Below are 22,715 nucleotides of genomic sequence, written 5' to 3' on the forward strand. Positions count from 1 at the left end.
CAGTGGCCACCCGGTAAGAAGGATGGCGGGAAGGTGCCCGCCCAAGCAAGGCGCACCAACTCCAGAAACACGAGTAAGAAAACAGGCCCGCCGCGGCTGTCGGCCCGAAGGCCCGGCTACCAGGAGCCCAGCAGGCAACCGCTATAGCGCCGCCCAACCTTAATAAAGGTAGAGCTTTAAGCGGTATATCAATATAATTTATTCAAATCATTCCATTACAACACCCCTCTGCCAGTTCGGTACCGGGAAGCAGCCATCCGGGTCGTTTTGGCACGGGCCTTACTTTGCTTCCCCAGCCCCCGCGTCTAAGCGCTGCTGGTGCTGCATGCCCCACACCTTTAAGACCTCAATCACCGGGTCCAGGGTGCGGGCGTAGGGCAAGACGTGGTACTCCACGAGTACGGGTGGGCCCGGGTGCACCGTGCGGGTAATGAACTGATGGGCTTCCAGGTCCTTTAGCTCCTTGGCCAGCACTTTGGTGGAGATACCCGGCACGCTGCGCTCCAACGCGCGAAAATGCCGGGTCCCCGAGCTCAGCGCCACGATTATCTGGAGCTTCCACTTTCCGTTGACAACCAGCAGGGCGTGGCGCAGGCCCTGCATCGTCAGGGCGCATTGGGAGTGGTCGTAGTTGGTCATGAGAGCAGCGAAAAAGCACTGTAAGCGGCCGGTGGCAGCCCTGATTACCAGCGGGTAATCAGGCTACCGCCACGTAATCTGAAGTGGTAGCAAGGTACGAACAAATGGCTAGCTGATTACTTGAGGTAACCAGAGTACCCGGCCACCGGCCGGGCTCCTCCGTGGGCGGGCAGCTTTCCCGGGCCGGTAGGCCCACGGAAGCTAGCCCGCAGTTCATCACCTTTCTTACCCCCCTTTGTATGCAGATTCTGCAAATCATTTCCAGCGCCCAGGGCGCCAACTCCTTCAGCACCCGCCTCAGCCAGGGCATCATCGACAAGCTCCTGGCCGCCGAGCCCGGCAGCCGCGTCGTAGTGCGCGACGTGGCCGCCCAGCCGTTTCCCCACCTCGAAGAAGCCCACCTGCAGGCCTACCTCACGCCCACCGAAGGCCGCTCGCCCGAGCAGCAGCAAGCCGTGCAGCACTCCGATGAAGCCATTGCCCAGGTAATGGCCGCCGACGTGCTCGTCATCGGGGTGCCGTTCTACAATTTCAGCATTCCCTCCTCGCTCAAATCGTGGCTCGACCACCTTACCCGGGCGGGCATCACCTTCCGCTATACCCCCACCGGCCCCGAGGGGCTGATTACGGGCAAGAAGGTGTACCTGGCCGTGGCCAGCGGCGGTATCTACTCCGACGGCCCCATGCAGGCCTATGATTTTGCCACGCCCTACCTGCGCCTCGTGCTACGGTTCCTGGGGCTCACCGACGTCACCCTGGCCCGGGTCGAAGGCGTCAAGCTGCCCGACTTCCAGGCTACCGCCCTGCAAAAGGGCATCGACAGCGTAGCGGTGTAAGCGCCGCCTTTCCCATCAGACCAACGGCCGCCCCGGAATCCGGGGCGGCCGTTGTGGTTTGGCGGGCGGCTCACCCCCGGCCGCATCTGCTTTATGCGCAGAGTCTCCGACAAGGAGAGGGGAACCAAGCGGCTTGCACTTAGGGATTGATAGCGACGGGGCTGGGTTATAGCTGGGCTTTGATGGCTTGCAGGACCTGTTCGGTTTCGTGGAGGGCCTGCTCGTTGGAGAAGCGCAGGACGCGGTAGCCTAGCTCGGCCAGAATTCCGGAGCGGCCCTGGTCGTATTCGGCTTGGTCGGGTTCGAAGTGGCCGGCGCCGGCCAGCTCCACTTGTCGTCTGGCTCCCCGAGCAAGAGCAAGAGCAAGAGCAAGGAACCAAGACGAAGAAACCCAAGTCGGCTGGCTCCCCTCTCCCTCGGCGAGGGGCCGGGGGTGAGGCGCCCACCCGCGCCGGTGAAACCTTCCCCACCGAGCTGGCCCAGCAGATGCAAACCCTGCGCGACGCCCTCCAGCAAGCCGGCCAGCCCCAAACCGCCGCCCAGCTCGCCGCCCGCTTCAAGCGCCTCAAGCCCGAGAAAGTCGAGCCCCTGCTCGCCACCCTGGCCGCGCTGAGCCTGATTCGCCACACCGAGGAAGGCTACGCCGTGTAGAGATGCATATTCGCGTTGCGGCCAGGCAGCGGCACTGCCTTGGCTTTGCCGGGAAGCCAACTGTCAAAAAAGACTACTCAAATAATCTCCGTGTTGGGGCAATGAACAATAAAAAGAAAGCCGCTCAGGTATTATGGGCGGGCAGCGTGTGGGCCATCATTATCCTCTTCGTGGTCACTCGTACGGGCGGTCCCATCGTGTTTGATGAGAACACCGCTCACGTCGGTGACACCATTGGCGGCATTCTGGGCCCAGCCCTCAATCTGACTGGTTTACTGGTGCTCTATTACTCTCTACGCGAGCAGTTCGTAGCCACCCGCGACCAGCGCCGTGGGCAGCAAGAGGAAGCCTCCTATACCATAGCCCTGCGTCTGGTCGATGAAACTCGGTCTTCCTGGAAAGACAACCGCCAGAATCTCGAACGTCTATTGCAGGAAGAAGACCAGCTCAGCCTGCTTGATCCGGATGCCTTTGATTACATGGAAGAAACGGACGATACGCAGGAACGCTGGTTCGCTCTCCAGGACCTGCGCGCCACCCTTAGCTTTTTTGAGGCTTTTCAGAGTAACGCGTCGCCTCTGCCTTCTGAGCAGCGCCGCGCCATTCTCGGTATGTTCCGAGCCGTCTATTTTATGCCTCTGCGCCGCCTGACCCATGCCAATTTCGAACAGCTTGCCAACGAAGCAGACGAATACCGGAATGTGCATGGCCAGCCACCTCATCCCTCTCCATTGCGCGAGGAAATAGCCAGACAGCTAATCCTATTTGATAACGTGCAACAAGCAACTTCCTAACCACCGTTCGGTCAGGGTGGCACAACAACCACCGTCATCTTGTGGGGAATCTGTAATAAAACATTGCATTCCCCACAACGTTGAAGGGAAAGCAACATATTTTTTTATATTCCCCACAGCTGCCGACGATGGCCCGCGCTCTTAGCAACTCCATCCCGTCTAATAGCCTGGCAATGGCCATTCGGACTCATTTTGGGCTTACCCAGGCTGAGCTGGGGCGCTACCTGGGCGTGAATGCTCAACAGATCGGCAATATCGAGGCCGGCCGCCGCTCGGCCACGCCCCTGGCCACGCTGCGCCTGGCGCGGCTGGCCCGGCTGCTGCCCCCACCCGAGGGCTTTGGGTCGGCGGCCCCGAAGGCGGCCTACTCACCACCGGCGGTGCCGGCGGCGTTGTTTGGCCCGGAGCAGGCTCTGCCCGGCCCGCTGGCGGCCGCGGCGCTGCTGAAACGGCAGCGGCAGTGCGCCCGCCGCATTGTGCTGCTGCGCCGTGATTTGCACGTGCTCGGCGGGCGGTCCGAGGCGCAGGAGCGCCGCCGGTGGGCCCTGGCCGTGCTTCCCACGGCCCTCACTTTCTCCGCTACCGACCTGGCCCCGCCCGCCGAGCAGGAGCACCTGGCCCGCTGGCTGGCCGAGCTGGCCGCCGCCCTGCCCCCGGCTCCCGCCCTGCGGCCTGATCCGGCCACGGCCCTGGCCCTGCTGCTGGTGCGGCTGGCGGCCGCCGAGGCCGAAGCCGCTACCCTGGCGCAACTGCTCACCAAAGCCGCCTGAAACCGGGGCGAAAAGAGGGGGATACGACCCCGAAAAATATTCACCCTCAGTTTTATAGCGTTTCACGAATATAGTAGTAACTATAGACCAGCTTGGCCGCGGCGCGGGGGCCAGGCCGTTTTTTCATCTCACTTTCTTACCTTCTACTACAATGGCTTATCCTATTAATTTGTTGACTTCCGCTCCCGAGTGCGACGCGCTGCTGGAAGCGGCCCAGCAGGAGCTGCGCGACCTGAGGGTGCGCGAAACGGTGCTGGCTGCGCAAGGGGAGCGCACCAGTGAAAGCGCTACCGACACCACGGCTGATCTGGCGGCCCAGGCCGCCATCATCGCCGCGCTGGCGCCGATAGTCCCCAACTTGCCCGCGGGCAGCAAAGCCCGGATCAATACGGAGGCCGATTTGCGCCACGCTACTCAGCGCCACCAAAACCTGACGGCCAACCAGCAGCTCCGCGGCCCCGTGGCGGCCCTGACCCGGGCCCTGGACTTGCGCCAGGTACAGGTGCAGATTGCCGAAATCAACACTTTTGTGGCGGAGGTGACGGCCCGCAAAGCGGCCCTGTAGCCCTGCCCTGCCCTAGCATTATACGCCTATCGCAACAAGCCTCTTCCCGCGCCGGGAAGAGGCTTTATTTTTTCCGGCCGGAGCCCAGCTGGCCCGGCAGCAAAGGGCCCAAGGACCCTCAGCGCCAGTATGTGACGGCCAAGATCCTTCGGCCGCTTACCACGGGCAGGTGGCCGGGGCGGGGAAGTATTCCTCGCTGAAATACTGCCCCGTGGGGCCGTCCGGACCCAGCAGGGCGTACTTCACCAGGCGCTGCCCGGCCTCCTCCACCGTGCTGCTGCCCTGGTGGCCGGTGAAGTCGGTGCGGGTGTAGCCCGGGCACACGGCGTTGACCTTGAAGGGCGTGTCGCGCAGCTCGTAGGCCAGCTGCACGGTGTACATATTCAGCGCCGTTTTGGAGGCCTGGTACACGGGAAAGCGGTAGGCGAAGTTCTCGTTGGCGAAGTCGGCGTAGAGCGTCAGGGAGGCCATGGCGGTGCTCACGTTGACGATGCGCGGCTGGGCCGACTGCGCCAGCAGGTCCAGGAAGGCCTGGGTGACGCCGGCCACCCCGAAGACGTTGGTTTCGAACACGCTCCGGAACTGTTCCAGCCTGGCCTGCCGGGCGGCCTGCTCCATGCCGCCGCTGATGCCGGCGTTGTTGATGAGCACGTCCAGCCCCGGCGTGGCAGCCCCAATCGTGGCCCGGGCCGCCCGGATGGATTCGGGGCTGGTAACATCCAACTGCACGGCGGCCAGGTGGGTGAGCCCCAGGGCGCGGAGCTGGGCAACCGCGGCCTGACCGGCGGCCAGGCTGCGGCTACCGAGGTAAACGAAAAAGCCCTGCTGGGCGAGTAGTTTGGCGACTTCCAGGCCGATGCCCTTGTTTGCGCCGGTTACCAATGCTGACTTCATGGGGGGAGGTACTCTAACGGTGTGGGTAAGGAAAGAAACCGGCGGAACCATTCCGCCCGGCCAACGGGGCCACGGGGCATACCCGTAGCGGTAAGGCCCTTATGGGACCCGTAAAGCGCTGACAGAAGAACAGGAGGAGCCCGGCCGCCCCGCCTACTGGGGCCCGGCTCTGGCGGGGCGGGTTACGCCGCGGCCCGGGGTAGGCCGCGGGCTTATCCGGGGGCCGGCCGCGGGCCCTGACCGGGCCCGGTCAGGGCGGTTGGGGAGTAGCCGAAGTGCTTTTTAAAGGCGTAGGAGAAGTGGGCCAGGTTCTCGAAGCCCACTTCCAGGTAGAGCTCCACGGGCTTCCTTCTTTTTTCCAGGAGCTGGTAGTGGGCCAGGGCCAGGCGCTTCTGGGTGAGCCAGCGCTGAGGACTCAGCTGAAAGGCCTTCTTGAAGTCCCGCTTGAAGGTGGTCAGGCTGCGGCCGGTCAGGTAGCTGAACTTGGTCAGGGGCAGGTTGAACATGTAGTTGGCCTCCATGAACTCGACCAGGTTGAGCTTGCCGGGCGCGGTGAAGTCGGCCAGCACCGCGTCGCTGCCCGGGTCGAGGCTGCGCAGTATCTCAATTACCTCGGTAATCTTGACGGCCAGCAGCTTTTCCGGCAGGCGGTGCTCCAGCGCCAGGTAGGGCAGCAGGGAAGCAAAAAGGCTTTGCAGCAGCGGGCTTTTGGCAAACAGCCGCATGCCGGAAGCGGCCGGCCGGCCGGCGGGTACCGGAGTGTTTTCGGCGTAATACGCCCGCACCAGGGCTGTGGGCAGCTTCATGACCACGGCCTGGTAGGCAACACCGTCCTTGGGATACTTGAGCAGGGTCGCGGGTTGCCGGCGGGGCAACAGCACCGTGTCGCCGGGGCCGCAGCGCAGGGTGCGCTCGGCCTGCACCACGCGCAGCTCGCCGGCCAGCACCCCCACCAGCACGGCATCCTCGGCGGCTATTTCGCCCCCGTAGCGCTGGTCGCCGCTACAGACGACGACCATTTCCGCGTAGCGGTTGAGCTGCTTGGTTGGCATAGGAGGATGCGGTGCGTGGTGAGTGGTGAAGCAGTTTTGGCCGGCCCCGGCCCCCGGCGGGAAGGGCTGCCCGACGCTACAAAGGTAGGCGGCCGGCACTCGGGGCGCTTTGCTTACAAGGCCGAAGTTGCTTTGCTCAGCGGGCCACGAGGCTTCGTTGGGCCAGCTTGCCGGCCGGGCGGGTCCGGCGGCTTCTTTTGCCGGATTCGGCAATTGCCAGCGGCTTTGCTGTACCTTACCGCCCGGCTCTGGTGCCGCGCGTTTTTTTCTATGTCCTCAGCTACTCCCTCCCAGCCCGCTTCTTCCGCCCTGGAGGCCGAACTCCAGGCCCTGCGCGCGGAAAACGCCCGGCTCCGGACGGCCGCCACCCGGCAGCAGGCTCTCGACGCGCAGTACCAGCTGAGCCAGGCCCGCTTTCGTACGGTATTCGAAAACTCGCCGCTGGGCCACAAAATCATTGCTCCGGACCTGACCATTCTGCAGGCCAACCCGGCCCTGGCGGCCATGCTGGGCCTGGCCGGCCCCGAGGAGCTGGTGGGCCGGCGGATTCTGGAGTTTGCCGACCCCGACCATAACGCCGGCTGGCACGAGCTCCAGACCCGGCTCTGGGCCCACAAGCTGCCCAACTTCACCCTGGAAACCTGCCTGCGCCGGCCCGACGGCACCTCCTTCTGGTGCCAGGTTACGGCCGTGCTCTTCCAGGACGATGGGGGCGAGCTGGGCTACACCACCCTGGAGGATATCAGTGACCGGAAAAAGCTGGCCCTCTCCCACCAGCGGCTCTACGACGCCCAGGAAACGATTCTGCACCTGGTGGCCCACGACCTGCGCAACCCCATAGCCCATATTCAGATGGTGGTGGAGCTGCTCCGCCGCGACGAGGCCGTGCTGGCCCTGCACTCGGCCAGCAACCCCGAGGGCGTGCTGAAGTTTCTGAATCTGGTAGACCACTCCTGCGACCAGGCCCACGCCCTGCTCAACGACGTGCTCTACCTGGGGCAGCTTGAAGCATCCCGCCTGGAAGAGCACCACACCGACCTCAACGCTTTTCTCGACGAGCGGCTGGCCGCCTTCCGCCTGGCCGCCCGGGAGCGGGGCATCGAGCTGGTGCTGACCCTGCCGCCCCAAGCCCAGCACGCCAATATCCACCCCGACAAGTTTGGCCGCATCCTAGACAATCTGCTCAGCAATGCGCTGAAGTTTACCCCGGCCGGCGGGCGGGTGTCGGTGCGGCTGGAAAAGCACCCGGGCCACATTCGCCTGGTAGTGCACGACACGGGCCTGGGCATTCCCGAAGCCCTGCAGCCCCACGTCTTCGATAAGTTCAGCTCAGCCAAGCGTCCCGGCCTCTACGGCGACACCACCACCGGCCTGGGCCTATTCATTACCAAGCAGATTGTGGAGCTGCACCAGGGTCAGATCTGGCTGGAAAGCTATGAGAACCGGGGTACCACTTTTTTCATCGACCTGACCTAGGCCCGGCAGAAACGTGCTTTCGGGTTGTAGCAAGCCGCTGCGCGGGTAGTGGTATATAAGCAGCCTCCCCCGAGCCGCTTCGCGCCCTGGCTGCCGCCCCCGGCCGGCGGATGCCAGAGGGCCCCCGGGTTTTCCGCTTCCAGTCGTGGTTTCAGCCCTGAGGCAAGAGCCGCCACCCGTTACGGCCCGCCAAAATGACGGCCGGCAACCGGTCATTTATCTTACTTCCGCTATATGATTCCTACTACCTTTGCCAGAATTCGCCCTGCTCACTCCCTACCTTTTTTCATGGACAACTTCTTCTCTCCCATTACCCGGCGGGCCGGCTTGCTGGCCCTTACCCTGCTGCCCCTGGCCGCCCAGGCCCAGGGCACCGACACCCTGATGGCCGTGCGCAAGCGGGTGAGCAACTCCCTGCCCGTCACCCGCTTCAGTATCTTTACCAACGGGGCCCTGCTGGCCGGGGGCGACTACGACGGCGGCTTCACCTACCCCAATATTCCGGCCGAGGGCTCGGGCACCCGCCTGATGTGGTATCCGGGCAAAGCCTCCTTCCGGGCCGGCTACATCAACGGCACCCAGTGGGACGATGCCAACATCGGCCTCTACTCCATTGCGGCCGGCTATAATGCCCGCGCCTCCGGCGACTACGCCACCGCCTTCGGCAAGGACAACGTGGCGGCCAACGTCAGCAGCACCGCCCTGGGCGAGTTCTGCACGGCCTCGGGCGCGGCCTCGGTAGCCCTGGGCTACTACGCCCACACCAACACCCGCCAGGGCTCCTTCGTCTTCGCCGACCGGTCGGTGACAGATGACGGCAACTTTGTAACCGACGAATCCTTCAAGGCCGGGGCCAACCACTCGGCCAACTGGCGCGTGACGGGCGGCTTCCGCATCTACACCTCTTCGGACCGCAGCACCGGCGTGATTTTCCGCTACGGCAACACGGCCCCCCTCAGCGACAACACGCCCAGCTGGTACCGCACCGACGCGGCCATGTCGACCTCCACCGGGGCCTACCTGAGCACCGGCGGTACCTGGACCAACTCCTCCGACCGCAACCGTAAGCACCGTTTCGAGCCCGTGGCGGGTGAAGACGTGCTGGCCCGCCTGCGCCGGGTGCCCCTCACCCGCTGGAGCTACAAGGACGACGCGGCCAGTGTGCGCCACCTCGGCCCCATGGCCCAGGACTTCCGCAAGGCCTTCGGCCTGGGCCCCGACAGCATCAGCATCAGCACCATCGACGCCGACGGGGTAGCCCTGGCCGGGGTCCAGGCCCTCGACGCCCGCACCACCGCCCAGGCCACCCAGCTCCGGGCCCTGCAAACCGAAAACCAGGAGCTGCGCACCCGCCTCGACGAGCTGGAGCGCCGGGCCCTGGCCGCCACGGCCGCCGCTCCCCAGGGCCCAGCCACGGCCGGCCTGCCCCTGGCCGCGGCCGTGCTGCTGGCCGCCGGCGGTATCGGGGCCGCCCTGCGCCGCCGGCGCTAAAGGCTTCGGTGCACGTACTAGCCCGCCGGCCCGGTCCTCGCGACCGGGCCGGCGGTTTTATTTTGGCCCTTGTGCAACGCCTGGGCCGGCCGTCAGGTCATGGGCCCGGGCGCCGCCGGCTGGCCCTGTCCGTGCTTTCTGTCCCCTTTTTCCTATCCTGCTGATGCTGCACTTCTTGCCCCGTCGGGCCGCCCTGCTTTTTTCGCTGCTGGTTGCCGCCAGCGGTGCCCAATCCCAGGCCCAAACCACCCCGTCCTGGTCCACGGCTACGCGGGCGGGCAGCCGCTGGTCGAACCAGGATGAGACGGTTACGGGGGCCGTGGACGCGGCCGGGAACCTCTACCGCGTGGGTATTTTCGCCGGGACCCGGGTGGTGGGCTCCACCACGCTGACCTCCGCGGGCGGCTACGACGCCTATCTGGCCAAGTACGCCCCCAGCGGCGCCCTGGCCTGGGTGCGTCAGCTCGGGTCGGCGGGCCAGGATGCAGCCACCAACGTGGCCCTGGATGCGGCCGGCAACGTTTACCTCACCGGCTCCTTCACCAGCAGCCTGGACCTGGGCAATCATGTAACCCTGGCCGGCAATGAGGGCAACATCGACCAGCGCAACATCACCCAGCTCTTCGTGGCCCGCTTCTCGCCCCAGGGCGTGGCCCAGTGGGCCCGCCAAAGCACCGTCGACCCCGACAATCTGGTGGGTAGCTCGGGGCTGGTGGTGGATGCCAGCGGCACGGTGGCCGTCGCGGGCCTGTGCCACGGCCGCATCGGCGTTGGCCCAACGACGGCCACGCTGCCCAACCCCGCTAAGCACGGCTCCTTTCTGGCCCGCTTCAACGGGGCCACCGGCGAGCTGCTGACCCTGACGCCCGCCTACTGGTACAGCCGCACCGGTCAGGCCGGGATGGAGTTGCCGACACTGTCCCTGGCTCCCAACGGTGACTACTACCTTGTGCTGCAGCAAAGCTACGACCAGGACCTGCAGCTGGGCTCCACTTCACTACCCAGCACTGGGAGCAGCAACCTGGTAGCGGTCCGCCTCGGTGCCGCGGGCGCCGTGGCCTGGGTGCAGCGCACCGACCTGGGGGCCAGCCCCTACCGCTTTTACGACCACCAGAGCCGGGCCGATGCCACGGGCAACCTCTACCTGGCCGGCAGCTTTGATGGCCAGATTCAGAACGGCCGCGCCACGGTAGCCAGCCGCGGCGACTACGACGCCTTCCTGCTCAAATACTCACCCCAGGGCCAGGTCGAATGGCTGCACACCGACGGCGGCCCCGGCCCCGACCGGTGGGCCAACCTGGACCTGGACGCCCAGGGCAACGTGTACGTGACGGGCAGCTTTGCCCAGACGGCCTCCGTCGGTACCACCGCCCTGACCTCGGCCGGGGGCACCGACGTGGCCGTGGCTTCCTACTCGCCCCAGGGGCAGCTGCGCTGGGTGCAGCGGGCGGGCGGGCCCGGCAATGACGGGGGCTACTTCCTGGGCCTGGACGCCCGCACCGACGTGCACGTCCTAGGCAGCTTCGCCGACGGCAGCGTCTTCGGCCCGGTGGTGCTCGGCAGCAGCGCGGCGGCGGGGGAGCTGTTTGTGGGCGTGCTGCAAAACTCGGTCCTGGGCACTCGGGTTGGGGTAGAGCCCCGGGCGCTGTCGGGGCTCTATCCCAACCCGGCCACCACGCAGGTGCATCTGCCGGGCCTGGCCGCCGGCACCCGCGTGCAGCTGCTCGACCCGCTGGGCCGCCTGGCCCGGGAAACCCAGGTGTCGGGCACGGGCCAGGTATCGGTGCAAGGGTTGCGGCCGGGCCTCTACACCCTGCACGCCACCACGGCCCAGGGTCGCCCCTGCAGCGGTAAGCTGGTGGTGAGTGAGTGAGTGAGTAAGTGTCGTTCTGTCATCCTTCGTCTGGCGTACGCAGAGCGAAGGTCTACCCCACCGCCGCTACTTGCTAACGTGACAAAGCCCTTTACCACCTATGCGGTAAAGGGCTTCTTACATTTAACAAGTCTGGTCACTGAGGTGAGGAAGGTCCTTCATTCCGCTTCGCTCCACTCAGGATGACAGCCGAGAGTTAAAGACGTCACCACAACTCACTCACTCACTCACTCACTCACCAAAACGGCCACCCCGGAATCCGGAGTGGCCGTTGCCACTTTAGGGGAGGCAGGACCTTGACTACTGCGCGGCCACTTCGGGGGTGGCGGGCTGCTGGGCGAAGGTGGGGTCCATGTACATGATATTCCAGAGGTGGCCGTCGAGGTCCTGGAAGTTGCGGTCGTACATGAATTCCATTTCGTTTTGCGGCTCCTGGGGCACGGATTGCCCCCCGGCGGCCAGGGCCGCGTCGGCGAGGCGGTCGACCTCGGCGCGGCTATCGGCCGACAGACAGAGGATGAATTCGTTGGCCTGGTGGGCATTGACCAGGGGCTTGGTCGTGAACGACGAGAAAAACGACTCGACCAGCAGCATCACGTTGATGGTGTCGCTGATGATCATACAGGTGGCCTTTTCGTCGGTAAACTGCGGATTGAATTCAAACCCCAGCTGGGTAAAGAATGCCACCGAAGCGTTCAGGTCCTTGACGGGCAGGTTGATAAAAATATTAGTTGCCATGTGCGTGATGGTTAAGTGGGTACAGAGCAAAAATACCGGCCAAAGCGGCTCCGCACGGCGGCTGAATGCGACAACCTGCGGGTCGTTTGCGACAAGTTTTTTAGCAATGCCAGCTGAGCCCTTTTTGCCCACTGGCGGGCTTGCCCGGGCAAACGGGCTCAGCTGCCCACCCACGGGCCGGCAGCCGGCTTGCTTTACCTGCGCAAAGACGCAGCCGTTGCCCTTCTGAGGCGGCGGGCAGTAGGGCCGCACCGGTCAGCACGCTGCGCAAATCGGCAAGCCGGCCCGGCAAGCCTCTACGCCGCTGTATATCGGGCCTTGGGCAGGGCGCCCCACTGGCGGCCAGGATATTTTTTTCTTTTCGGCGTAGGGGTCCGGGCCGGGTTGGGAGTCCTGTAGGGGAAACGTTTCAAACCGGGCGGCTGTACGCGGCAGCTGCCCTATCAGCCGGGCCGGCTTGCCCACCACCCAGAACCCTCCCGGCCCTACTGGCCCCCGGGGGTTCCCGGTAGGTTGGCACAGCCCCCTTCCCCTAACAGCCCGCCCGCGGGCCTCCACCACTAGCCTTCTTCTAATGAAACTTGCATTCCTACTCTTCACTACCGGCCTCTGCTACCTGGGGTCGCACGCCCTGCTCCGCGCCCAGACGCCCGCGGCGCCCGGTGCCGCCCCCGACTCCCCGGCCGCTTCGGCCGCCCACGGGGCCCCGGCCACCCCAGCCGCCGACCGGCAGCGGCAGCCGTTTCAGTTCAGCGTGGTTTCGCCCCTGGGCACCAATGGTTTGGCTAGTGGCCGCACCGTTAATACCGTGTCGCTGAACCTGCTGGCGGGCTACGCCGCCGGCGTCCAGGGCCTGGAGCTGGGCACCCTGCTCAACGTGGACCGCGACGCCGTGCAGGGCGTGCAGGCCGCGGGCATGGTTAATCTGGTGGGTGGGCCGGTGCGGGGCACCCAGCTGGCGGGCCTCGGCAACCTGATAACCGCCGACGCCCACGGCCTGCAGGCGGCGGGCCTGCTCAACGTGGCCGTGGGTCCCGTGGAAGGTGCCCAGCTAGCCGGGATGGTGAACTACCAGGGTGGGGCCGCCGAAACCCGCACCGCCCAGGTAGCCGGCCTGGCCAACGTGACGCCCGGCAACGTGCGGGGAGTGCAGGTCGCGGGCCTGCTCAACGTGGCCCGCAGCGTGCGGGGGCTGCAGCTGGCCCCGTTCAACATTGCCGATTCGGTAGCAGGGGCCAGCATCGGAATTCTGAGCCTGGTGCGCCACGGCTACCACCGCGCCGAGGTGTGGGCCAGCGACGCGCTGCCGGCCAATGCGGCCCTCAAGCTGGGCGGCTCCCGCAAGTTCTACAACATCCTGGCCGTGGGCGTGCAGCCCGGCAGCTCCTTCCGCTGGGGCCTGGGCTACGGCGTGGGCAGCGAAGTGGAACTCTCCCGGCGCCTGACGCTGAGCGTGGATGCGCTGGCCACTCAGGTCAATGAAAGGAAAGGCTGGACCGACGAGCTGAACCTGCTCAACCAGCTGCGCCCCCTGCTGGGCTGGCGCCTGACGCCGGGCGGCCGGACCACCCTGCTGCTGGGCCCTACGCTCAACGTCATGGTTTCCCGCTACCGCGACGCAGAACAGCCGGGCTACGGCTCCCGCCTGGGCGGCCAGCACCTGGAGCTGTTCAACGAAACCCACGGCCGCACCAACACCCGGGCCTGGGTGGGCGCCCAGGCCGGGCTCCGCTTCTAAGCTACTACCAGGGCAGAACCCCCGCCGCCGACGAGGAAGCGGTGCCGGTCGGGCCATCCGCCGGCAGCAGGGCCAGGCGGATGGCCTCGGCCGCGCCCTGGGCGGGGGTATCGGTGCCCGCGAAGCCGTTCAGGTCGGTGGCGGTGTAGCCGGGCGCGGCCGAGTTGACCTTGATGGCCGTGTCGCGTAGCTCGTAAGCCAGCTGCACGGTGAGCATGTTCAGGGCAGCCTTCGAGGCCGAATATCCGAGCAAGCCCCAGTCGTTCTGCCCACTCAGGGTCAGGGAGCCCAACGGACTGGATACGTTGACGATGCGCCCCGCTGCGGCCTGCCGTACCAGCGGCAGCAACGCTTGGGTGACGGCCAACGCGCCCAGGAAATTGGTCTGCAATGCCTGCTCCACGCTGCCCACGGCGGCGGTGCTGGCGGTGCCGTCGCCGGCCGCGTTGATGCCCGCATTGTTGACCAGGATGTCGAGACGACCTTCCGCGTGCTGCAGGTGGGCTGCTGCCGCATCGAGCGTGGCCGGGCTGGTTAGGTCTAGTGCGAGGAAGCGGACGTCGCCCTCGGCGGCCAGCGCGGCGGCGGCTTGCTGGCCTTTGGCTTCCTCGCGGGCGCCCAGGTACACCCGGCAGCCCGCCTGCAGCAGCCCCCGCACAATTTCGAAACCAATGCCTTTGTTGCCGCCGGTGACCAGCGCTATTTTCGTATTTGCCATATTGCCCGTGGGTAGAGAGTTGATCCGCCCCAAAGGTCCGGCGGGCAGACGGGCGCTAAACTTCGCCAATCAACCCGTCTGTTTTAGATTTCAAACAATTGCTCAGCTCAGACTTCATAGTAGCCAGCTAAGCCCCAGCGGGGCGACCTATCGGTAGTACAGGAAGAAAATGCCCAAAGCCCCAGCGGGGCGATGCTCGCTCGACAAGTGTCGCCCCGCTGGGGCTTTGGCAAGAACAGCCGGACCATTAGGCTACCGATATGTTGCCCCGCCGGGGCTCGGGCAGCCATTCTGCAGCCTGGCCTGATTAGCTTCCGAGCCCGGCTAACCGCCGGAAGTCGCCCGGGGTTTGGGCGGCGTGGCGCTTGAAGAAGGTGCAGAAGTGGGCCACGTCGGCAAAGCCCAGGCTGTCGGCAATTTCGGAGATGCTCCAGGTGGTTTGCCTGAGCAAGAGCCGGGCTTCCTGCAGCAGACGGCCGCTGATGAGGGCGGTCGTAGTGCGGCCGGTCGTCTCCTTGAGCACGCGGTTGAGGTGGTTGACGTGCACGGCGAGCTGGTCGGCGTAGTCGGTGGCGGTGCGCAGGCGCAGCGGGGGCTGCGGGCTGGGGCGGGGAAACTGCTGCTCCAGCAACTCCGTGAATTGGGCCGCTACCCGCTCGGCGGCGCTGTGGGCGGCCAGCCGGGCCGGGGCCGGTTGCAGCTTCTGCACCAGGTGAATCAGCTCCCAGAGGTAGGTGCGCAGCAAATCGTGCTTGTAGGCGTAGCCGGACGGCAGCTCCTGGGCCATCTTCCGGAAAATAGCTTCCAACGCGGCGCAGTCGGCCTCGGGCACTTCCCACACCGGGTAGGCCCCGGGCCGAAAAATCGGCAGCTCCGATAGTACCACCCCAGTCCGGGCGGGCAGCAGAAAGGCGTCGTCGAAGAGGCAGCAGTAGCCCGCGGGCGAGTCGGTGAGCGGCAGCCAGCGGTAAGGCACGCGCGGGGTCACCAGAAACAGGGTGTTAGCTCCCACGTGCGGGGGCTGGTCGGCGTACTCCACCTGGCTGCGCCCCCGGCAGAGCGTGATTTTGTGGTAGGCCCGCCGGGTAAACGCCATCGGGGGCCCGACGGGGATGTCGGCCAGCGGAAACACGTTGAAATGCCCCCGGCCCGGCCCCAACTCCGGCGGCGGCAAGACGCCCGCGGCGGACTCGGGGGCCGGGGCGCAGGCCTCGTAGAAGGCGGCAAGGGAATGTGGTTGCATAGGGCAAGTGTACGAATCAAACCGGCAAACCGACAGCTTCGATCAGGCCGGGGCCGGAGCAGTTGAATGGGCCGGGTCGAACCGCTTACTTCACCTTCTCGAAAACCGTCCCGTTGAACTGGTAGCGAATTCGCTTGGGAGTCACCTTGCCCCCGGCCCAGACCACCGGAATTTCCAGCACCCGGGTCTTGGCGTCGTAGGTAATCAGGCGCACGGGCCGCTCGGGCCGGTCGACAACCGAGAAGAAGTCGTATGCAAACCCCAGGGTGTTTTTCAGGCCCGACGAAGTCCGGATCAGCTGGGCGTCGGGGTTGAGCTGGCCGTTCTCGATGGTCAGGGCCTTCACGTGCTGGTAGCAGTCGGAGCTGGAGTAAATACCCTGCCCGCAGGCCAGGTAGTAGGTCTGGGCGCCGCGCTGCACCGGAAAGATGGCGAAGTAGAGGTGGCCGGCGTCCGGGTTGTCGTCGGGCTTCGGAATAATCAGGCGCCGGGAAGCCACCTTGGTAGCAGCCCGGTACTGCACCACGTTTTCGAAGTAGTGCATGGTGCCGCCCTCCTCGGTGTCCCAGGAATACAGGCGCAGGCGCCCGTCGGGGGCGGTCGTGATGGTAACGTGCTCCTGCTGCAGGGCCGTAAAGGCGTAGCTCAGCGTGGCGGGCTCGGTGGCGGTGTAGCGCAGCAGGCGGGCCGTGAACCGCTCATTGGCCCGGGCCAACGAGTCGATGCCGCTGACGGAGGCCGCCGTGTCGTTGTGGTTGGCCCAGTAGCTGATGCGGCGGGCGTCGCGCACGAGCTCCCGCTCGATGGTTTTGAGGTCTTTCCCAAACAGGGCGGCGGGGAATAGTAACAGCAACAGAAACAGGCAGGATTTCATCAGGGGCAGATAAAGCAGGGGCCGGAACCGGATATACGGCGCGAAAGTCGACAATTCGGGCCGGGAAGCAAGCCCGGGCTTACCCTGCTGCCACCGTACGAGGTTGGCGCGGGCTACGTGTACGGCTTCACCCGGGGCGCGTGCTCGTTTGGGGCGGCTACCGTGGCGGGCCCGACCCGCTACGAAAGCTACCTGGCCCCCGGTGTATATCTGCTGCGCGCCACCGATGGACAAGGCCGGCCAGTAGCGGACCGGGTGCTGGTGGAGTAAAGCTTCGGCAGCAGGGGCTTTACGGAAGCCTCAGACTTCTCCAACGGCCACCCGGGTTCTGGGGTGGCCGTTGCTATTTGCCGGGTTGGCCTTTTCCAGCTTACCCGGGCATGAGCCAAGCACGCCGGGCCGGCTGGCGCAGGTTTATGCAGATTCTCCTATACTTGCCGCGGCACTTTTTGCATCTTGCCCGTCTAATCCCCTATTCCCGCATGCCGACCCGCACTACTTCCCTTAAGCAACGCTTTTACTTTGGCCAGGGCTACGTGAGTGGCTACATCTCGATTTTCCTCTCGATGCTGGCCCTGTGCGCGGTGCTGTGCTTTCACTACCCCGAGTACCTGACCACGCCCGAGTTCCGGGAAATCTACACCGGGGAGCTGATGAAAACCCTACTGGTGGCCGTCATCGTGGCATCCTTCTTCTTTGCCACCCTGAGCTTTCTGCTCAGCCAGCGCAAGCAGCACGCCGTGATGGGCATCGTGCTGTCGGCCATGGCCGTGGTTATCGGGGGCTTTTCGGTGCAGCCCCGGGCGGTGGAGAAAACCTTCTGGCACATCGGGCTCGACTGGCTCCTGCTCGACTTGCTGCTGATGGCCGTCATCTTCGTGCCCATTGAAATGGCCTGGCCCCGGCACGAGAAGCAGGCCCGCTTCCACGCCGAGTGGCGCACCGACCTGGTGTACTTTGCCATCAGCCACTTGTTCGTGCAGTTTTTCGGCGTCATTACCCAGGCCCCGGCCAAGCTGCTCTTCGGCTGGATGGGCCTGGCCCCGCTGCAGCACTGGGTGCAGCAGCTGCCCTTCGTGGCGGGCTTTCTGCTGGCCTTGCTGGTCACCGATTTGTTTCAGTACGCGGCCCACCGCCTGTTTCACTCCCACGTGTACCTGTGGCGGTTTCACTCGGTGCACCACTCCACCCAGGCCATGGACTGGCTGGCCGGCTCCCGCACCCACTTCATCGACATCTTCGTGACCCGCTCCATTTCTTTTATTCCGCTCTACGTGCTGGGGTTTTCGGAGCTGACCTTTAACGCCTACATCCTGTTCGTGTCCATTCACGCGGTGCTGATTCACGCCAACACCAGCCTCAATTTCGGCTGGCTGAAGTACCTGCTCGTCACGCCCCAGTTTCACCACTGGCACCACTGTGAAGACCCGGCCCACTACGGCAAGAACTTCGCCATCCACTTCCCCCTGATTGACCGGATTTTCGGCACTTACTACCTGCCCGGCAACGAGTGGCCGGAAGCTACCGGGGTGCGGGAAGGCTCCTACCCCAAGGGCTACCTCAAGCAGCTCAAGCACCCCTTCACCAAAAGCCCCTTCGACAAAGACCTCAACATGGAGGAGCCCAGCAGCCGCTAACTTTTCGGTCGGGTCGGCAGCGGCACCGGCAGATTACCTAAAAGCTCTTGCGGCGGCTCTTCTGACCCCACTTGTTAAAAGCGTTTCAGCTACCGGCTGAAACGCTTTTAACTTAGCCCTATTGGGGCTCTTGCCCCAAACAGGGCAGGTATAACTCGTTGTGCGGCGCCCCACTCCTTCCAGCTATACATGCCCGTTTAGCTGAACCAAGCCCTCACCCGCCAATCTTGTGAAAGGCCCCGGCCATCAGCGAACCTACTTCCCAGGCCAGCACCAGAAATCCGACGGTCAACAGGCCATACACGAAGGCTCTTTTCCAGTTGCGGGAAACCAGCGCAGACAAGAAAAAGCAGCAATTAACGACGGGGAGTAAGAAGGCCGCAACAATGAAATTGCAGATGGCCTCAAGACCGTGGCCGGCTACGATGGGGAGCAGCATCAAGCCCACCAGTACCAACGCAACCGTGTTGACTAGCAGGGGTTGGGTATAAGCGGACTTGACCGGCGGTGTTTCCAGGGGTGTTTCCATTTACAATTCTCTAAAAGCTGGTTTTCTTATTCGGTGGCACTTGCTGAACCGGGTTCTGCTCCCCGGGCAAAACCGAAGTACGAATTCAGTATTCCGAGCCAGCGCCACGGGCGGGCGGCGGCCTTCTTTTCGGCGTGCCGCAGCTGCTGGCGGAGGCGGTACACGTGCCCAAACTCCCGGGGGAGCTGCCGGAGGCGGGCCTTGCTGCGCTCATCGTTTTCCCAGCGCACGGGCACTTCCCGCAGGCTCAGACCCTGAGCCCGGGCCCGGGCCAGCACTTCCAGGTCGAACGACCAGCCATCCACGGTGCAGGCCCCGAAGCTTTGCTCGGCTGCGGCGGCCGTAAAGGCCTTGAAGCCGCAATGGGTGTCGGCTACGCCGGGCAGCAGCACGCGCTGCACCACCCGGTTGACGAGCCGGCTCCAGACCCGGCGCTGCCAGGGCTGGGGCCGCGTAACTTGGGAAGCCGCCAGGTAGCGGGAGCCAAGGGCAATATCCGCACCGGCCGCCAGGGCTTGCAGCAGCTGGTCCAGCTCCGTAATGGGCGTGGAGCCGTCGGCGTCGGAAAATACCCGAATCCGGCCCGTGGCGGCCAGCATGCCCCGGCGCACGGCGTGGCCCTTGCCCCGGTTGGCCGGCGAGCGGAGCACGCGCAGGCCGGGCAACTCGCCGGCCAGGGCCGTAACCAGGGCCACCGTGTCGTCCGTCGAGCCGTCGTCGACCACCAGGATTTCGAAGCTGGCCGGGCGGGCGGCCAGAAACCGGTGCGCGCGCCGCAGCGTGGGCCCGATGCGCTGCGCCTCATTGAAGGCCGGAATAATCAAACTCAGCTCCAGCATCAGGCCCGGGCGCTTTGCTGGCTCCGGAACCCGTCGAGGCGGCTGCCCAGGTGGGCGTAGGCAATGGGGCAGCGGGCCGAGCACGATTTGCCGCAGTCGAACTGGGCGCGGATATCCTCGACGGAATAGTCCAGCAGCGCCTTAGCCGGTGAGCCGGTCTTGGGCTGGCACAGGTGCACCAGGCCCGCCCCATCGACCTCAAAATGCCGGGCCCCGGCCCGACACTTCCAGTTTTTGCTTTCGCCCCGGGCCAGGGGCAGCTGGAAGTTGTCGTGGAGCACGTGCGGCAAACGACCTTTCATGGCCCTGATCCGCAGGTAGGCCTGCAGGGCTTCTTCGCTCAAGGGCAGGGCCTGCCCCTGGCTGTCGCGCATCAGCGAGCACTGGAACCCGAACCCGAAGCCGACCACAATGTTGGCCACTTCCTCCATCTCGGCCGGGTTGCCGGAGCCCAGCACCCCGTTGACGCGCACCATAAACCGGGCGTGTTCGCGCAGCAGCTCCAGCTTGGGCCGCAGCCGGCGCATGCTCTTCTCAGTTACCTCATTGTCCTCCAAACTGTCGCAGCTCAGCTGCATGCCAAACAGGCCGGCCTCGTTCAGACGCTTGATTAGCGGGGCCTTGAGCACGTGGCCGTTGGTATTGATCATCGGCACCATGCCCGAGTCGGCGATATAGCGGACCAGCTCGGCAATGTGCGGGTGCAGCAGGGGCTCGCCGCCGTTAAGGGTCACAAACACGGCTTTGAGCTTGCGCAGGGCATCTACCCGGGCTTTGAGCTCGGCCAGCGGCACGGGCTTAGACACTTTGTCGTACTCGTAGCAGTAGCCGCAGGCCAGGTTGCAGCGGCGGGTCACCACGATTTGTACCAGCACCGGCCGGTCCTTATCGAGGGCGGCCTTGGCCATTTTCCACATAACCTGGGAGCGGGAAATACGCACTGGTTTGGCAAACGAAGGAAGCTGCATAGGAAATAGGGGTCAGCGTGAAAAAAGGAAATGCAGCATCCGGCTGCTGGAAGGATGGGCTAAAACTGCCGCGCTTTTCAGTTGTCCGGAAGTAGAATCTGCTGAAGCAGGATTTCGGGGCAATGAATCGGGATAGAAGCCGGGTGAAGTGGCGGGCCCCGTGCGGCTTTTCATCCGGCAGCTGGTACTTTTGCCCTAGGGCTCCGGCACGGTAACCAGGCTTCCGGCCCGACGAAGGGGGCAGTTGCCCCCACTTTCCTGTTTCTGCGGCCGTTGCCCGGGCGCAATGCGCCACCTCAACCCGGCCTCATGATTCGAAAAATTGCGTTGGCGGCCCTGGCTGCCGTAGCGGTGTTCCACGTGGCGGTGTTCATCGAGTTTGGCACCTTGTGGGTTGGTACCCTGGCCGGCTATAAGGAGCTGCTCCTGGTGTTTGCCTTTCTGCTGCCCACCTTCTGGGCCCACGCCTACATTGCCCGCCTCTTCGGGGCCGACCGGCTGACGACGCTGCCCGCCACGGCCAAAGCTCTGCTGGAAGGGCAGTGCGTGGTGCTCGTCAGCGTGGCTTTCTGGCTGCTGTTCTTCACCTTCCCGCAGCACTACCTGGTGCCCACGGCGGAGATTACGCCCAAAGTTTTGCGCCTTTCATTGGCCATCAGCGCGGTGCTGTCCTTGTTCTTCTACTACTTCGTGGAGCGCGAGCACAGCCGCCAGCACCTGCAGCAGGAGGTAGTTCGGGTGGCGCAGCTGCAAAAAGAAACCTTCCAGGCGCAGCTGGAGGCCCTGAAAAACCAGGTGGACCCCCACTTCCTCTTCAACAGCCTCAACGTGCTCGGCTCGCTGATTCACCTCGACGCCGACCGGGCCGGGCAGTTCCTGGGGCAATTGTCGGATGTCTACCGGGCCTTGCTCGACACCGGGGCGCAGACGCTGGTGCCGCTGCGCCGCGAAATGGACCTGGTGCGCGCCTACGCCCACCTGATGGAAACCCGCTTTGGCGCGGCCCTGCGCGTGGAATGGGACGTGGCCCCGGTGTGGGAACAGGCCCTGGTGCCTCCCACCGCCGTGCAAATGCTGCTCGAAAACGCCATCAAGCACAACGGCTCCACTCCGCGCAAGCCCCTGATTATAAAAGTGTCTGCCGCCGACGGAATGCTGGTGGTCGAAAATAACCGGCAGCCCCGCACCGACGCGGTGGCCTCTACCCATACGGGCTTGCAGAACATCCAGCGCCGCTACCACCACCTCACGGACCGCCCCGTGGAAATTGTGCCCACGCCGGAATCCTTCGTCGTCCGCCTCCCGCTCCTTACCGCCTCTGCCGTATGAACGTCCTGCTTATTGAAGACGAGCCCCTGGCCGCGCAGGCGCTGGCCGCCGTGCTTACCCGCCTGCGGCCCGCCACGCGCATCCTGGCGGCGCTGGGCTCGGTGGAAGAAGCTGTGGAATGGCTGCGCGCCCAGCCGGCCCCCGACGTGCTCTTCTGCGACATCCACTTGTCGGATGGCAACAGCTTCGACATTTTCCGGCAGGTGGCCGTGCAGGCGCCCGTCATTTTTACCACTGCTTACGATGCCTACGCCATTCAGGCTTTCCAGGTGAACAGCGTGGATTACCTGCTCAAGCCCTTGCAGGCCGCCGAGGTGGAACGCGCCCTGCAGAAGTACGAAAATTTACACCCCGCCACGCTGCCGGCTGCCGTCGAGAACGTGCAGCGCCTGGTACAGGCCACGCCCCGCTCGCGCTTCCTGGTAAAAGCTGGGTCGGCGCTGAAAGCCGTACCGGTGGACGACGTGGCGTACTTTCTGGCCGAGGAGGGCGTGGTGTTCCTCGTTACCCACCCCGGCAAGCGGTTCATCATTACCGATACGCTCGACCAGCTGGAAGGCCAATTAGAGGCGAGAAGCTTCTTTCGCATCAACCGCCAGTTTATCCTGAGTATCGGGGCAGTGCAGGAAATCCGGCCGTATTTCAAGGGCCGCCTGGTGCTGCAGGTAGCCCCGCCCGTCGCCGGGGAGGCCCTGGTCGTCAGCGCCGGCCGCGCGCCGGCCTTTAAGCACTGGCTGGACCACTAAGCCAGGGGTGGCTGCTTTTCGGGCCGTTTGCCTGAACGGGTGAGCACCGCCAACCGGGGCGTTACGAAATAGAACTGCCGGGTATGCATCAGCTCGTGCAGAAATACCCCGTCCACCAGCGCTTCCAGGCCCAGGTGACTACTAATGCGCCGGGAGCGCCACACGGAGGGCGTACTCATGGCAAAAAAAGCCGCCGGGGCTTCGCCGAGGGAATGGCCAGTGGGCGCCGGCCCACCGTTTTCCGAAGAGCCGCCCCACGAGGCCAGAACCAACAAAAATATCAGCCGGACCGGGCCCAAGACAAAGGAAAAGCGG

General features: G+C 64.9%; 25 protein-coding genes. 13 read left to right on the forward strand and 12 right to left on the reverse strand.

Features of this window, described 5'->3' with window-relative positions; genetic code table 11:
• Nucleotides 1-279 precede the first annotated feature (279 nt).
• Complete coding sequence (locus tag CLV45_RS11820; protein ID WP_100336554.1) at nucleotides 280-639, reverse strand: winged helix-turn-helix transcriptional regulator; 360 nt, start codon at nucleotides 637-639, stop codon at nucleotides 280-282.
• Between the two features lie 239 nt (nucleotides 640-878).
• On the opposite strand from CLV45_RS11820, the gene CLV45_RS11825 reads away from it, so the two are divergent.
• Nucleotides 879-1,475, forward strand: coding sequence for an FMN-dependent NADH-azoreductase (locus tag CLV45_RS11825; protein ID WP_100336555.1), 597 nt, complete (start codon nucleotides 879-881; stop codon nucleotides 1,473-1,475).
• Between the two features lie 166 nt (nucleotides 1,476-1,641).
• Here the strand turns inward: CLV45_RS11825 and CLV45_RS11830 are convergent, their stop codons facing one another.
• On the reverse strand, nucleotides 1,642-1,806 hold the full coding sequence (locus CLV45_RS11830) for an endonuclease domain-containing protein (protein ID WP_100336556.1): 165 nt from the start codon (nucleotides 1,804-1,806) through the stop codon (nucleotides 1,642-1,644).
• A 155-nt stretch (nucleotides 1,807-1,961) separates the two neighbouring features.
• On the opposite strand from CLV45_RS11830, the gene CLV45_RS24935 reads away from it, so the two are divergent.
• The 4 genes from CLV45_RS24935 (at nucleotide 1,962) to CLV45_RS11845 (ending at nucleotide 4,255) form a co-directional block, all read left to right on the forward strand.
• Nucleotides 1,962-2,126 carry a methyltransferase family protein gene (locus CLV45_RS24935; RefSeq protein WP_157807434.1) on the forward strand — a complete coding sequence of 55 codons (165 nt, stop codon included), beginning with the start codon at nucleotides 1,962-1,964 and terminating at the stop codon, nucleotides 2,124-2,126.
• 2 nt (nucleotides 2,127-2,128) lie between these two features.
• Nucleotides 2,129-2,920: a hypothetical protein gene (locus CLV45_RS11835; protein ID WP_157807435.1), complete on the forward strand. Its 792-nt coding sequence runs from the start codon at nucleotides 2,129-2,131 to the stop codon at nucleotides 2,918-2,920.
• Between the two features lie 128 nt (nucleotides 2,921-3,048).
• Nucleotides 3,049-3,690, forward strand: coding sequence for a helix-turn-helix transcriptional regulator (locus CLV45_RS11840; protein WP_100336558.1), 642 nt, complete (start codon nucleotides 3,049-3,051; stop codon nucleotides 3,688-3,690).
• 151 nt (nucleotides 3,691-3,841) lie between these two features.
• Complete coding sequence (locus CLV45_RS11845; RefSeq protein ID WP_100336559.1) at nucleotides 3,842-4,255, forward strand: hypothetical protein; 414 nt, start codon at nucleotides 3,842-3,844, stop codon at nucleotides 4,253-4,255.
• 156 nt (nucleotides 4,256-4,411) lie between these two features.
• Here the strand turns inward: CLV45_RS11845 and CLV45_RS11850 are convergent, their stop codons facing one another.
• Both CLV45_RS11850 and CLV45_RS11855 read right to left on the reverse strand, forming a co-directional pair.
• On the reverse strand, nucleotides 4,412-5,149 hold the full coding sequence (locus tag CLV45_RS11850; protein ID WP_100336560.1) for an SDR family oxidoreductase: 738 nt from the start codon (nucleotides 5,147-5,149) through the stop codon (nucleotides 4,412-4,414).
• 212 nt (nucleotides 5,150-5,361) lie between these two features.
• A complete protein-coding gene (locus CLV45_RS11855; RefSeq protein ID WP_100336561.1) occupies nucleotides 5,362-6,201 on the reverse strand; it encodes an AraC family transcriptional regulator in 840 nt (279 codons plus the stop codon).
• A 270-nt stretch (nucleotides 6,202-6,471) separates the two neighbouring features.
• On the opposite strand from CLV45_RS11855, the gene CLV45_RS11860 reads away from it, so the two are divergent.
• From CLV45_RS11860 to CLV45_RS11870, 3 genes are all read left to right on the forward strand, one after another.
• Complete coding sequence (locus CLV45_RS11860) at nucleotides 6,472-7,677, forward strand: PAS domain-containing sensor histidine kinase (RefSeq protein WP_170061844.1); 1,206 nt, start codon at nucleotides 6,472-6,474, stop codon at nucleotides 7,675-7,677.
• A 288-nt stretch (nucleotides 7,678-7,965) separates the two neighbouring features.
• Nucleotides 7,966-9,168, forward strand: a complete 1,203-nt coding sequence (locus tag CLV45_RS11865) for a tail fiber domain-containing protein (protein WP_170061845.1) — start codon at nucleotides 7,966-7,968, stop codon at nucleotides 9,166-9,168.
• Between the two features lie 163 nt (nucleotides 9,169-9,331).
• Nucleotides 9,332-11,041, forward strand: coding sequence for a T9SS type A sorting domain-containing protein (locus CLV45_RS11870; protein ID WP_100336564.1), 1,710 nt, complete (start codon nucleotides 9,332-9,334; stop codon nucleotides 11,039-11,041).
• Between the two features lie 300 nt (nucleotides 11,042-11,341).
• On the opposite strand, the gene CLV45_RS11875 is transcribed toward CLV45_RS11870, so the two are convergent.
• Nucleotides 11,342-11,779, reverse strand: a complete 438-nt coding sequence (locus CLV45_RS11875; protein ID WP_100336565.1) for a VOC family protein — start codon at nucleotides 11,777-11,779, stop codon at nucleotides 11,342-11,344.
• A 574-nt stretch (nucleotides 11,780-12,353) separates the two neighbouring features.
• Between CLV45_RS11875 and CLV45_RS11880 the strand changes: the two genes are divergently transcribed.
• Nucleotides 12,354-13,517, forward strand: coding sequence for a hypothetical protein (locus CLV45_RS11880; protein ID WP_100336566.1), 1,164 nt, complete (start codon nucleotides 12,354-12,356; stop codon nucleotides 13,515-13,517).
• A gap of 4 nt (nucleotides 13,518-13,521) precedes the next feature.
• Here the strand turns inward: CLV45_RS11880 and CLV45_RS11885 are convergent, their stop codons facing one another.
• The 3 genes from CLV45_RS11885 to CLV45_RS11895 form a co-directional block, all read right to left on the reverse strand.
• A complete protein-coding gene (locus CLV45_RS11885; protein WP_100336567.1) occupies nucleotides 13,522-14,235 on the reverse strand; it encodes an SDR family oxidoreductase in 714 nt (237 codons plus the stop codon).
• A 307-nt stretch (nucleotides 14,236-14,542) separates the two neighbouring features.
• On the reverse strand, nucleotides 14,543-15,478 hold the full coding sequence (locus tag CLV45_RS11890) for a helix-turn-helix domain-containing protein (RefSeq protein WP_100336568.1): 936 nt from the start codon (nucleotides 15,476-15,478) through the stop codon (nucleotides 14,543-14,545).
• A gap of 85 nt (nucleotides 15,479-15,563) precedes the next feature.
• Complete coding sequence (locus CLV45_RS11895; protein WP_100336569.1) at nucleotides 15,564-16,352, reverse strand: hypothetical protein; 789 nt, start codon at nucleotides 16,350-16,352, stop codon at nucleotides 15,564-15,566.
• Nucleotides 16,353-16,469: 117 nt separating this feature from the next.
• On the opposite strand from CLV45_RS11895, the gene CLV45_RS24940 reads away from it, so the two are divergent.
• A complete protein-coding gene (locus CLV45_RS24940) occupies nucleotides 16,470-16,622 on the forward strand; it encodes a hypothetical protein (RefSeq protein ID WP_157807436.1) in 153 nt (50 codons plus the stop codon).
• A gap of 212 nt (nucleotides 16,623-16,834) precedes the next feature.
• The gene (locus tag CLV45_RS11900) at nucleotides 16,835-17,989 is read left to right on the forward strand and encodes a sterol desaturase family protein (RefSeq protein WP_100336570.1); all 1,155 of its coding nucleotides are present in this window, start codon (nucleotides 16,835-16,837) and stop codon (nucleotides 17,987-17,989) included.
• Nucleotides 17,990-18,203: 214 nt separating this feature from the next.
• Here CLV45_RS11900 and CLV45_RS11905 read toward each other — a convergent pair whose 3' ends face one another.
• From CLV45_RS11905 to CLV45_RS11915, 3 genes are read right to left on the reverse strand one after another with little or no spacing between them, the layout of a single operon-like run.
• Nucleotides 18,204-18,518, reverse strand: coding sequence for a hypothetical protein (locus CLV45_RS11905; protein ID WP_100336571.1), 315 nt, complete (start codon nucleotides 18,516-18,518; stop codon nucleotides 18,204-18,206).
• Between the two features lie 26 nt (nucleotides 18,519-18,544).
• Nucleotides 18,545-19,357, reverse strand: coding sequence for a dolichyl-phosphate beta-glucosyltransferase (locus CLV45_RS11910; RefSeq protein ID WP_100336572.1), 813 nt, complete (start codon nucleotides 19,355-19,357; stop codon nucleotides 18,545-18,547).
• Nucleotides 19,357-20,325, reverse strand: a complete 969-nt coding sequence (locus CLV45_RS11915) for a radical SAM protein (protein ID WP_100336573.1) — start codon at nucleotides 20,323-20,325, stop codon at nucleotides 19,357-19,359. The genes CLV45_RS11910 and CLV45_RS11915 overlap by 1 nt, the downstream gene beginning before the upstream one ends.
• A 309-nt stretch (nucleotides 20,326-20,634) precedes the next feature.
• Here CLV45_RS11915 and CLV45_RS11920 point away from each other — a divergent pair, with 309 nt between their 5' ends.
• Together CLV45_RS11920 and CLV45_RS11925 are read left to right on the forward strand one after the other, a co-directional pair.
• Nucleotides 20,635-21,654, forward strand: a complete 1,020-nt coding sequence (locus CLV45_RS11920; RefSeq protein ID WP_100336574.1) for a sensor histidine kinase — start codon at nucleotides 20,635-20,637, stop codon at nucleotides 21,652-21,654.
• On the forward strand, nucleotides 21,651-22,400 hold the full coding sequence (locus tag CLV45_RS11925; RefSeq protein ID WP_100336575.1) for a LytR/AlgR family response regulator transcription factor: 750 nt from the start codon (nucleotides 21,651-21,653) through the stop codon (nucleotides 22,398-22,400). Before CLV45_RS11920 ends, CLV45_RS11925 begins: the two co-directional genes overlap by 4 nt.
• On the opposite strand, the gene CLV45_RS24945 is transcribed toward CLV45_RS11925, so the two are convergent.
• Nucleotides 22,397-22,579: a hypothetical protein gene (locus CLV45_RS24945; RefSeq protein ID WP_157807437.1), complete on the reverse strand. Its 183-nt coding sequence runs from the start codon at nucleotides 22,577-22,579 to the stop codon at nucleotides 22,397-22,399. The two genes, CLV45_RS11925 and CLV45_RS24945, sit on opposite strands and share 4 nt — an antisense overlap.
• Nucleotides 22,580-22,715 lie beyond the last annotated feature (136 nt).

The organism is Hymenobacter chitinivorans DSM 11115 (genome assembly GCF_002797555.1).
Lineage (GTDB): Bacteria > Bacteroidota > Bacteroidia > Cytophagales > Hymenobacteraceae > Hymenobacter > Hymenobacter chitinivorans.

What these genes read in the sequence shown, in the direction of transcription:
- CLV45_RS11925 (WP_100336575.1), top strand. Translation starts at nt 21,651, where the DNA reads ATGAACGTCCTGCTTATTGAAGACGAGCCCCTGGCCGCGCAGGCGCTG.
- CLV45_RS11850 (WP_100336560.1), bottom strand. Translation starts at nt 5,149, where the DNA reads ATGAAGTCAGCATTGGTAACCGGCGCAAACAAGGGCATCGGCCTGGAA.
- CLV45_RS11910 (WP_100336572.1), bottom strand. Translation starts at nt 19,357, where the DNA reads ATGCTGGAGCTGAGTTTGATTATTCCGGCCTTCAATGAGGCGCAGCGC.
- CLV45_RS11890 (WP_100336568.1), bottom strand. Translation starts at nt 15,478, where the DNA reads ATGCAACCACATTCCCTTGCCGCCTTCTACGAGGCCTGCGCCCCGGCC.
- CLV45_RS11860 (WP_170061844.1), top strand. Translation starts at nt 6,472, where the DNA reads ATGTCCTCAGCTACTCCCTCCCAGCCCGCTTCTTCCGCCCTGGAGGCC.
- CLV45_RS11885 (WP_100336567.1), bottom strand. Translation starts at nt 14,235, where the DNA reads ATGGCAAATACGAAAATAGCGCTGGTCACCGGCGGCAACAAAGGCATT.
- CLV45_RS11865 (WP_170061845.1), top strand. Translation starts at nt 7,966, where the DNA reads ATGGACAACTTCTTCTCTCCCATTACCCGGCGGGCCGGCTTGCTGGCC.
- CLV45_RS11920 (WP_100336574.1), top strand. Translation starts at nt 20,635, where the DNA reads ATGATTCGAAAAATTGCGTTGGCGGCCCTGGCTGCCGTAGCGGTGTTC.
- CLV45_RS11875 (WP_100336565.1), bottom strand. Translation starts at nt 11,779, where the DNA reads ATGGCAACTAATATTTTTATCAACCTGCCCGTCAAGGACCTGAACGCT.
- CLV45_RS11820 (WP_100336554.1), bottom strand. Translation starts at nt 639, where the DNA reads ATGACCAACTACGACCACTCCCAATGCGCCCTGACGATGCAGGGCCTG.
- CLV45_RS11880 (WP_100336566.1), top strand. Translation starts at nt 12,354, where the DNA reads ATGAAACTTGCATTCCTACTCTTCACTACCGGCCTCTGCTACCTGGGG.
- CLV45_RS11825 (WP_100336555.1), top strand. Translation starts at nt 879, where the DNA reads ATGCAGATTCTGCAAATCATTTCCAGCGCCCAGGGCGCCAACTCCTTC.
- CLV45_RS11905 (WP_100336571.1), bottom strand. Translation starts at nt 18,518, where the DNA reads ATGGAAACACCCCTGGAAACACCGCCGGTCAAGTCCGCTTATACCCAA.
- CLV45_RS24935 (WP_157807434.1), top strand. Translation starts at nt 1,962, where the DNA reads ATGCAAACCCTGCGCGACGCCCTCCAGCAAGCCGGCCAGCCCCAAACC.
- CLV45_RS24945 (WP_157807437.1), bottom strand. Translation starts at nt 22,579, where the DNA reads ATGAGTACGCCCTCCGTGTGGCGCTCCCGGCGCATTAGTAGTCACCTG.
- CLV45_RS11895 (WP_100336569.1), bottom strand. Translation starts at nt 16,352, where the DNA reads ATGAAATCCTGCCTGTTTCTGTTGCTGTTACTATTCCCCGCCGCCCTG.
- CLV45_RS11900 (WP_100336570.1), top strand. Translation starts at nt 16,835, where the DNA reads ATGCCGACCCGCACTACTTCCCTTAAGCAACGCTTTTACTTTGGCCAG.
- CLV45_RS11835 (WP_157807435.1), top strand. Translation starts at nt 2,129, where the DNA reads ATGCATATTCGCGTTGCGGCCAGGCAGCGGCACTGCCTTGGCTTTGCC.
- CLV45_RS11845 (WP_100336559.1), top strand. Translation starts at nt 3,842, where the DNA reads ATGGCTTATCCTATTAATTTGTTGACTTCCGCTCCCGAGTGCGACGCG.
- CLV45_RS11915 (WP_100336573.1), bottom strand. Translation starts at nt 20,325, where the DNA reads ATGCAGCTTCCTTCGTTTGCCAAACCAGTGCGTATTTCCCGCTCCCAG.
- CLV45_RS11855 (WP_100336561.1), bottom strand. Translation starts at nt 6,201, where the DNA reads ATGCCAACCAAGCAGCTCAACCGCTACGCGGAAATGGTCGTCGTCTGT.
- CLV45_RS11870 (WP_100336564.1), top strand. Translation starts at nt 9,332, where the DNA reads ATGCTGCACTTCTTGCCCCGTCGGGCCGCCCTGCTTTTTTCGCTGCTG.
- CLV45_RS11840 (WP_100336558.1), top strand. Translation starts at nt 3,049, where the DNA reads ATGGCCCGCGCTCTTAGCAACTCCATCCCGTCTAATAGCCTGGCAATG.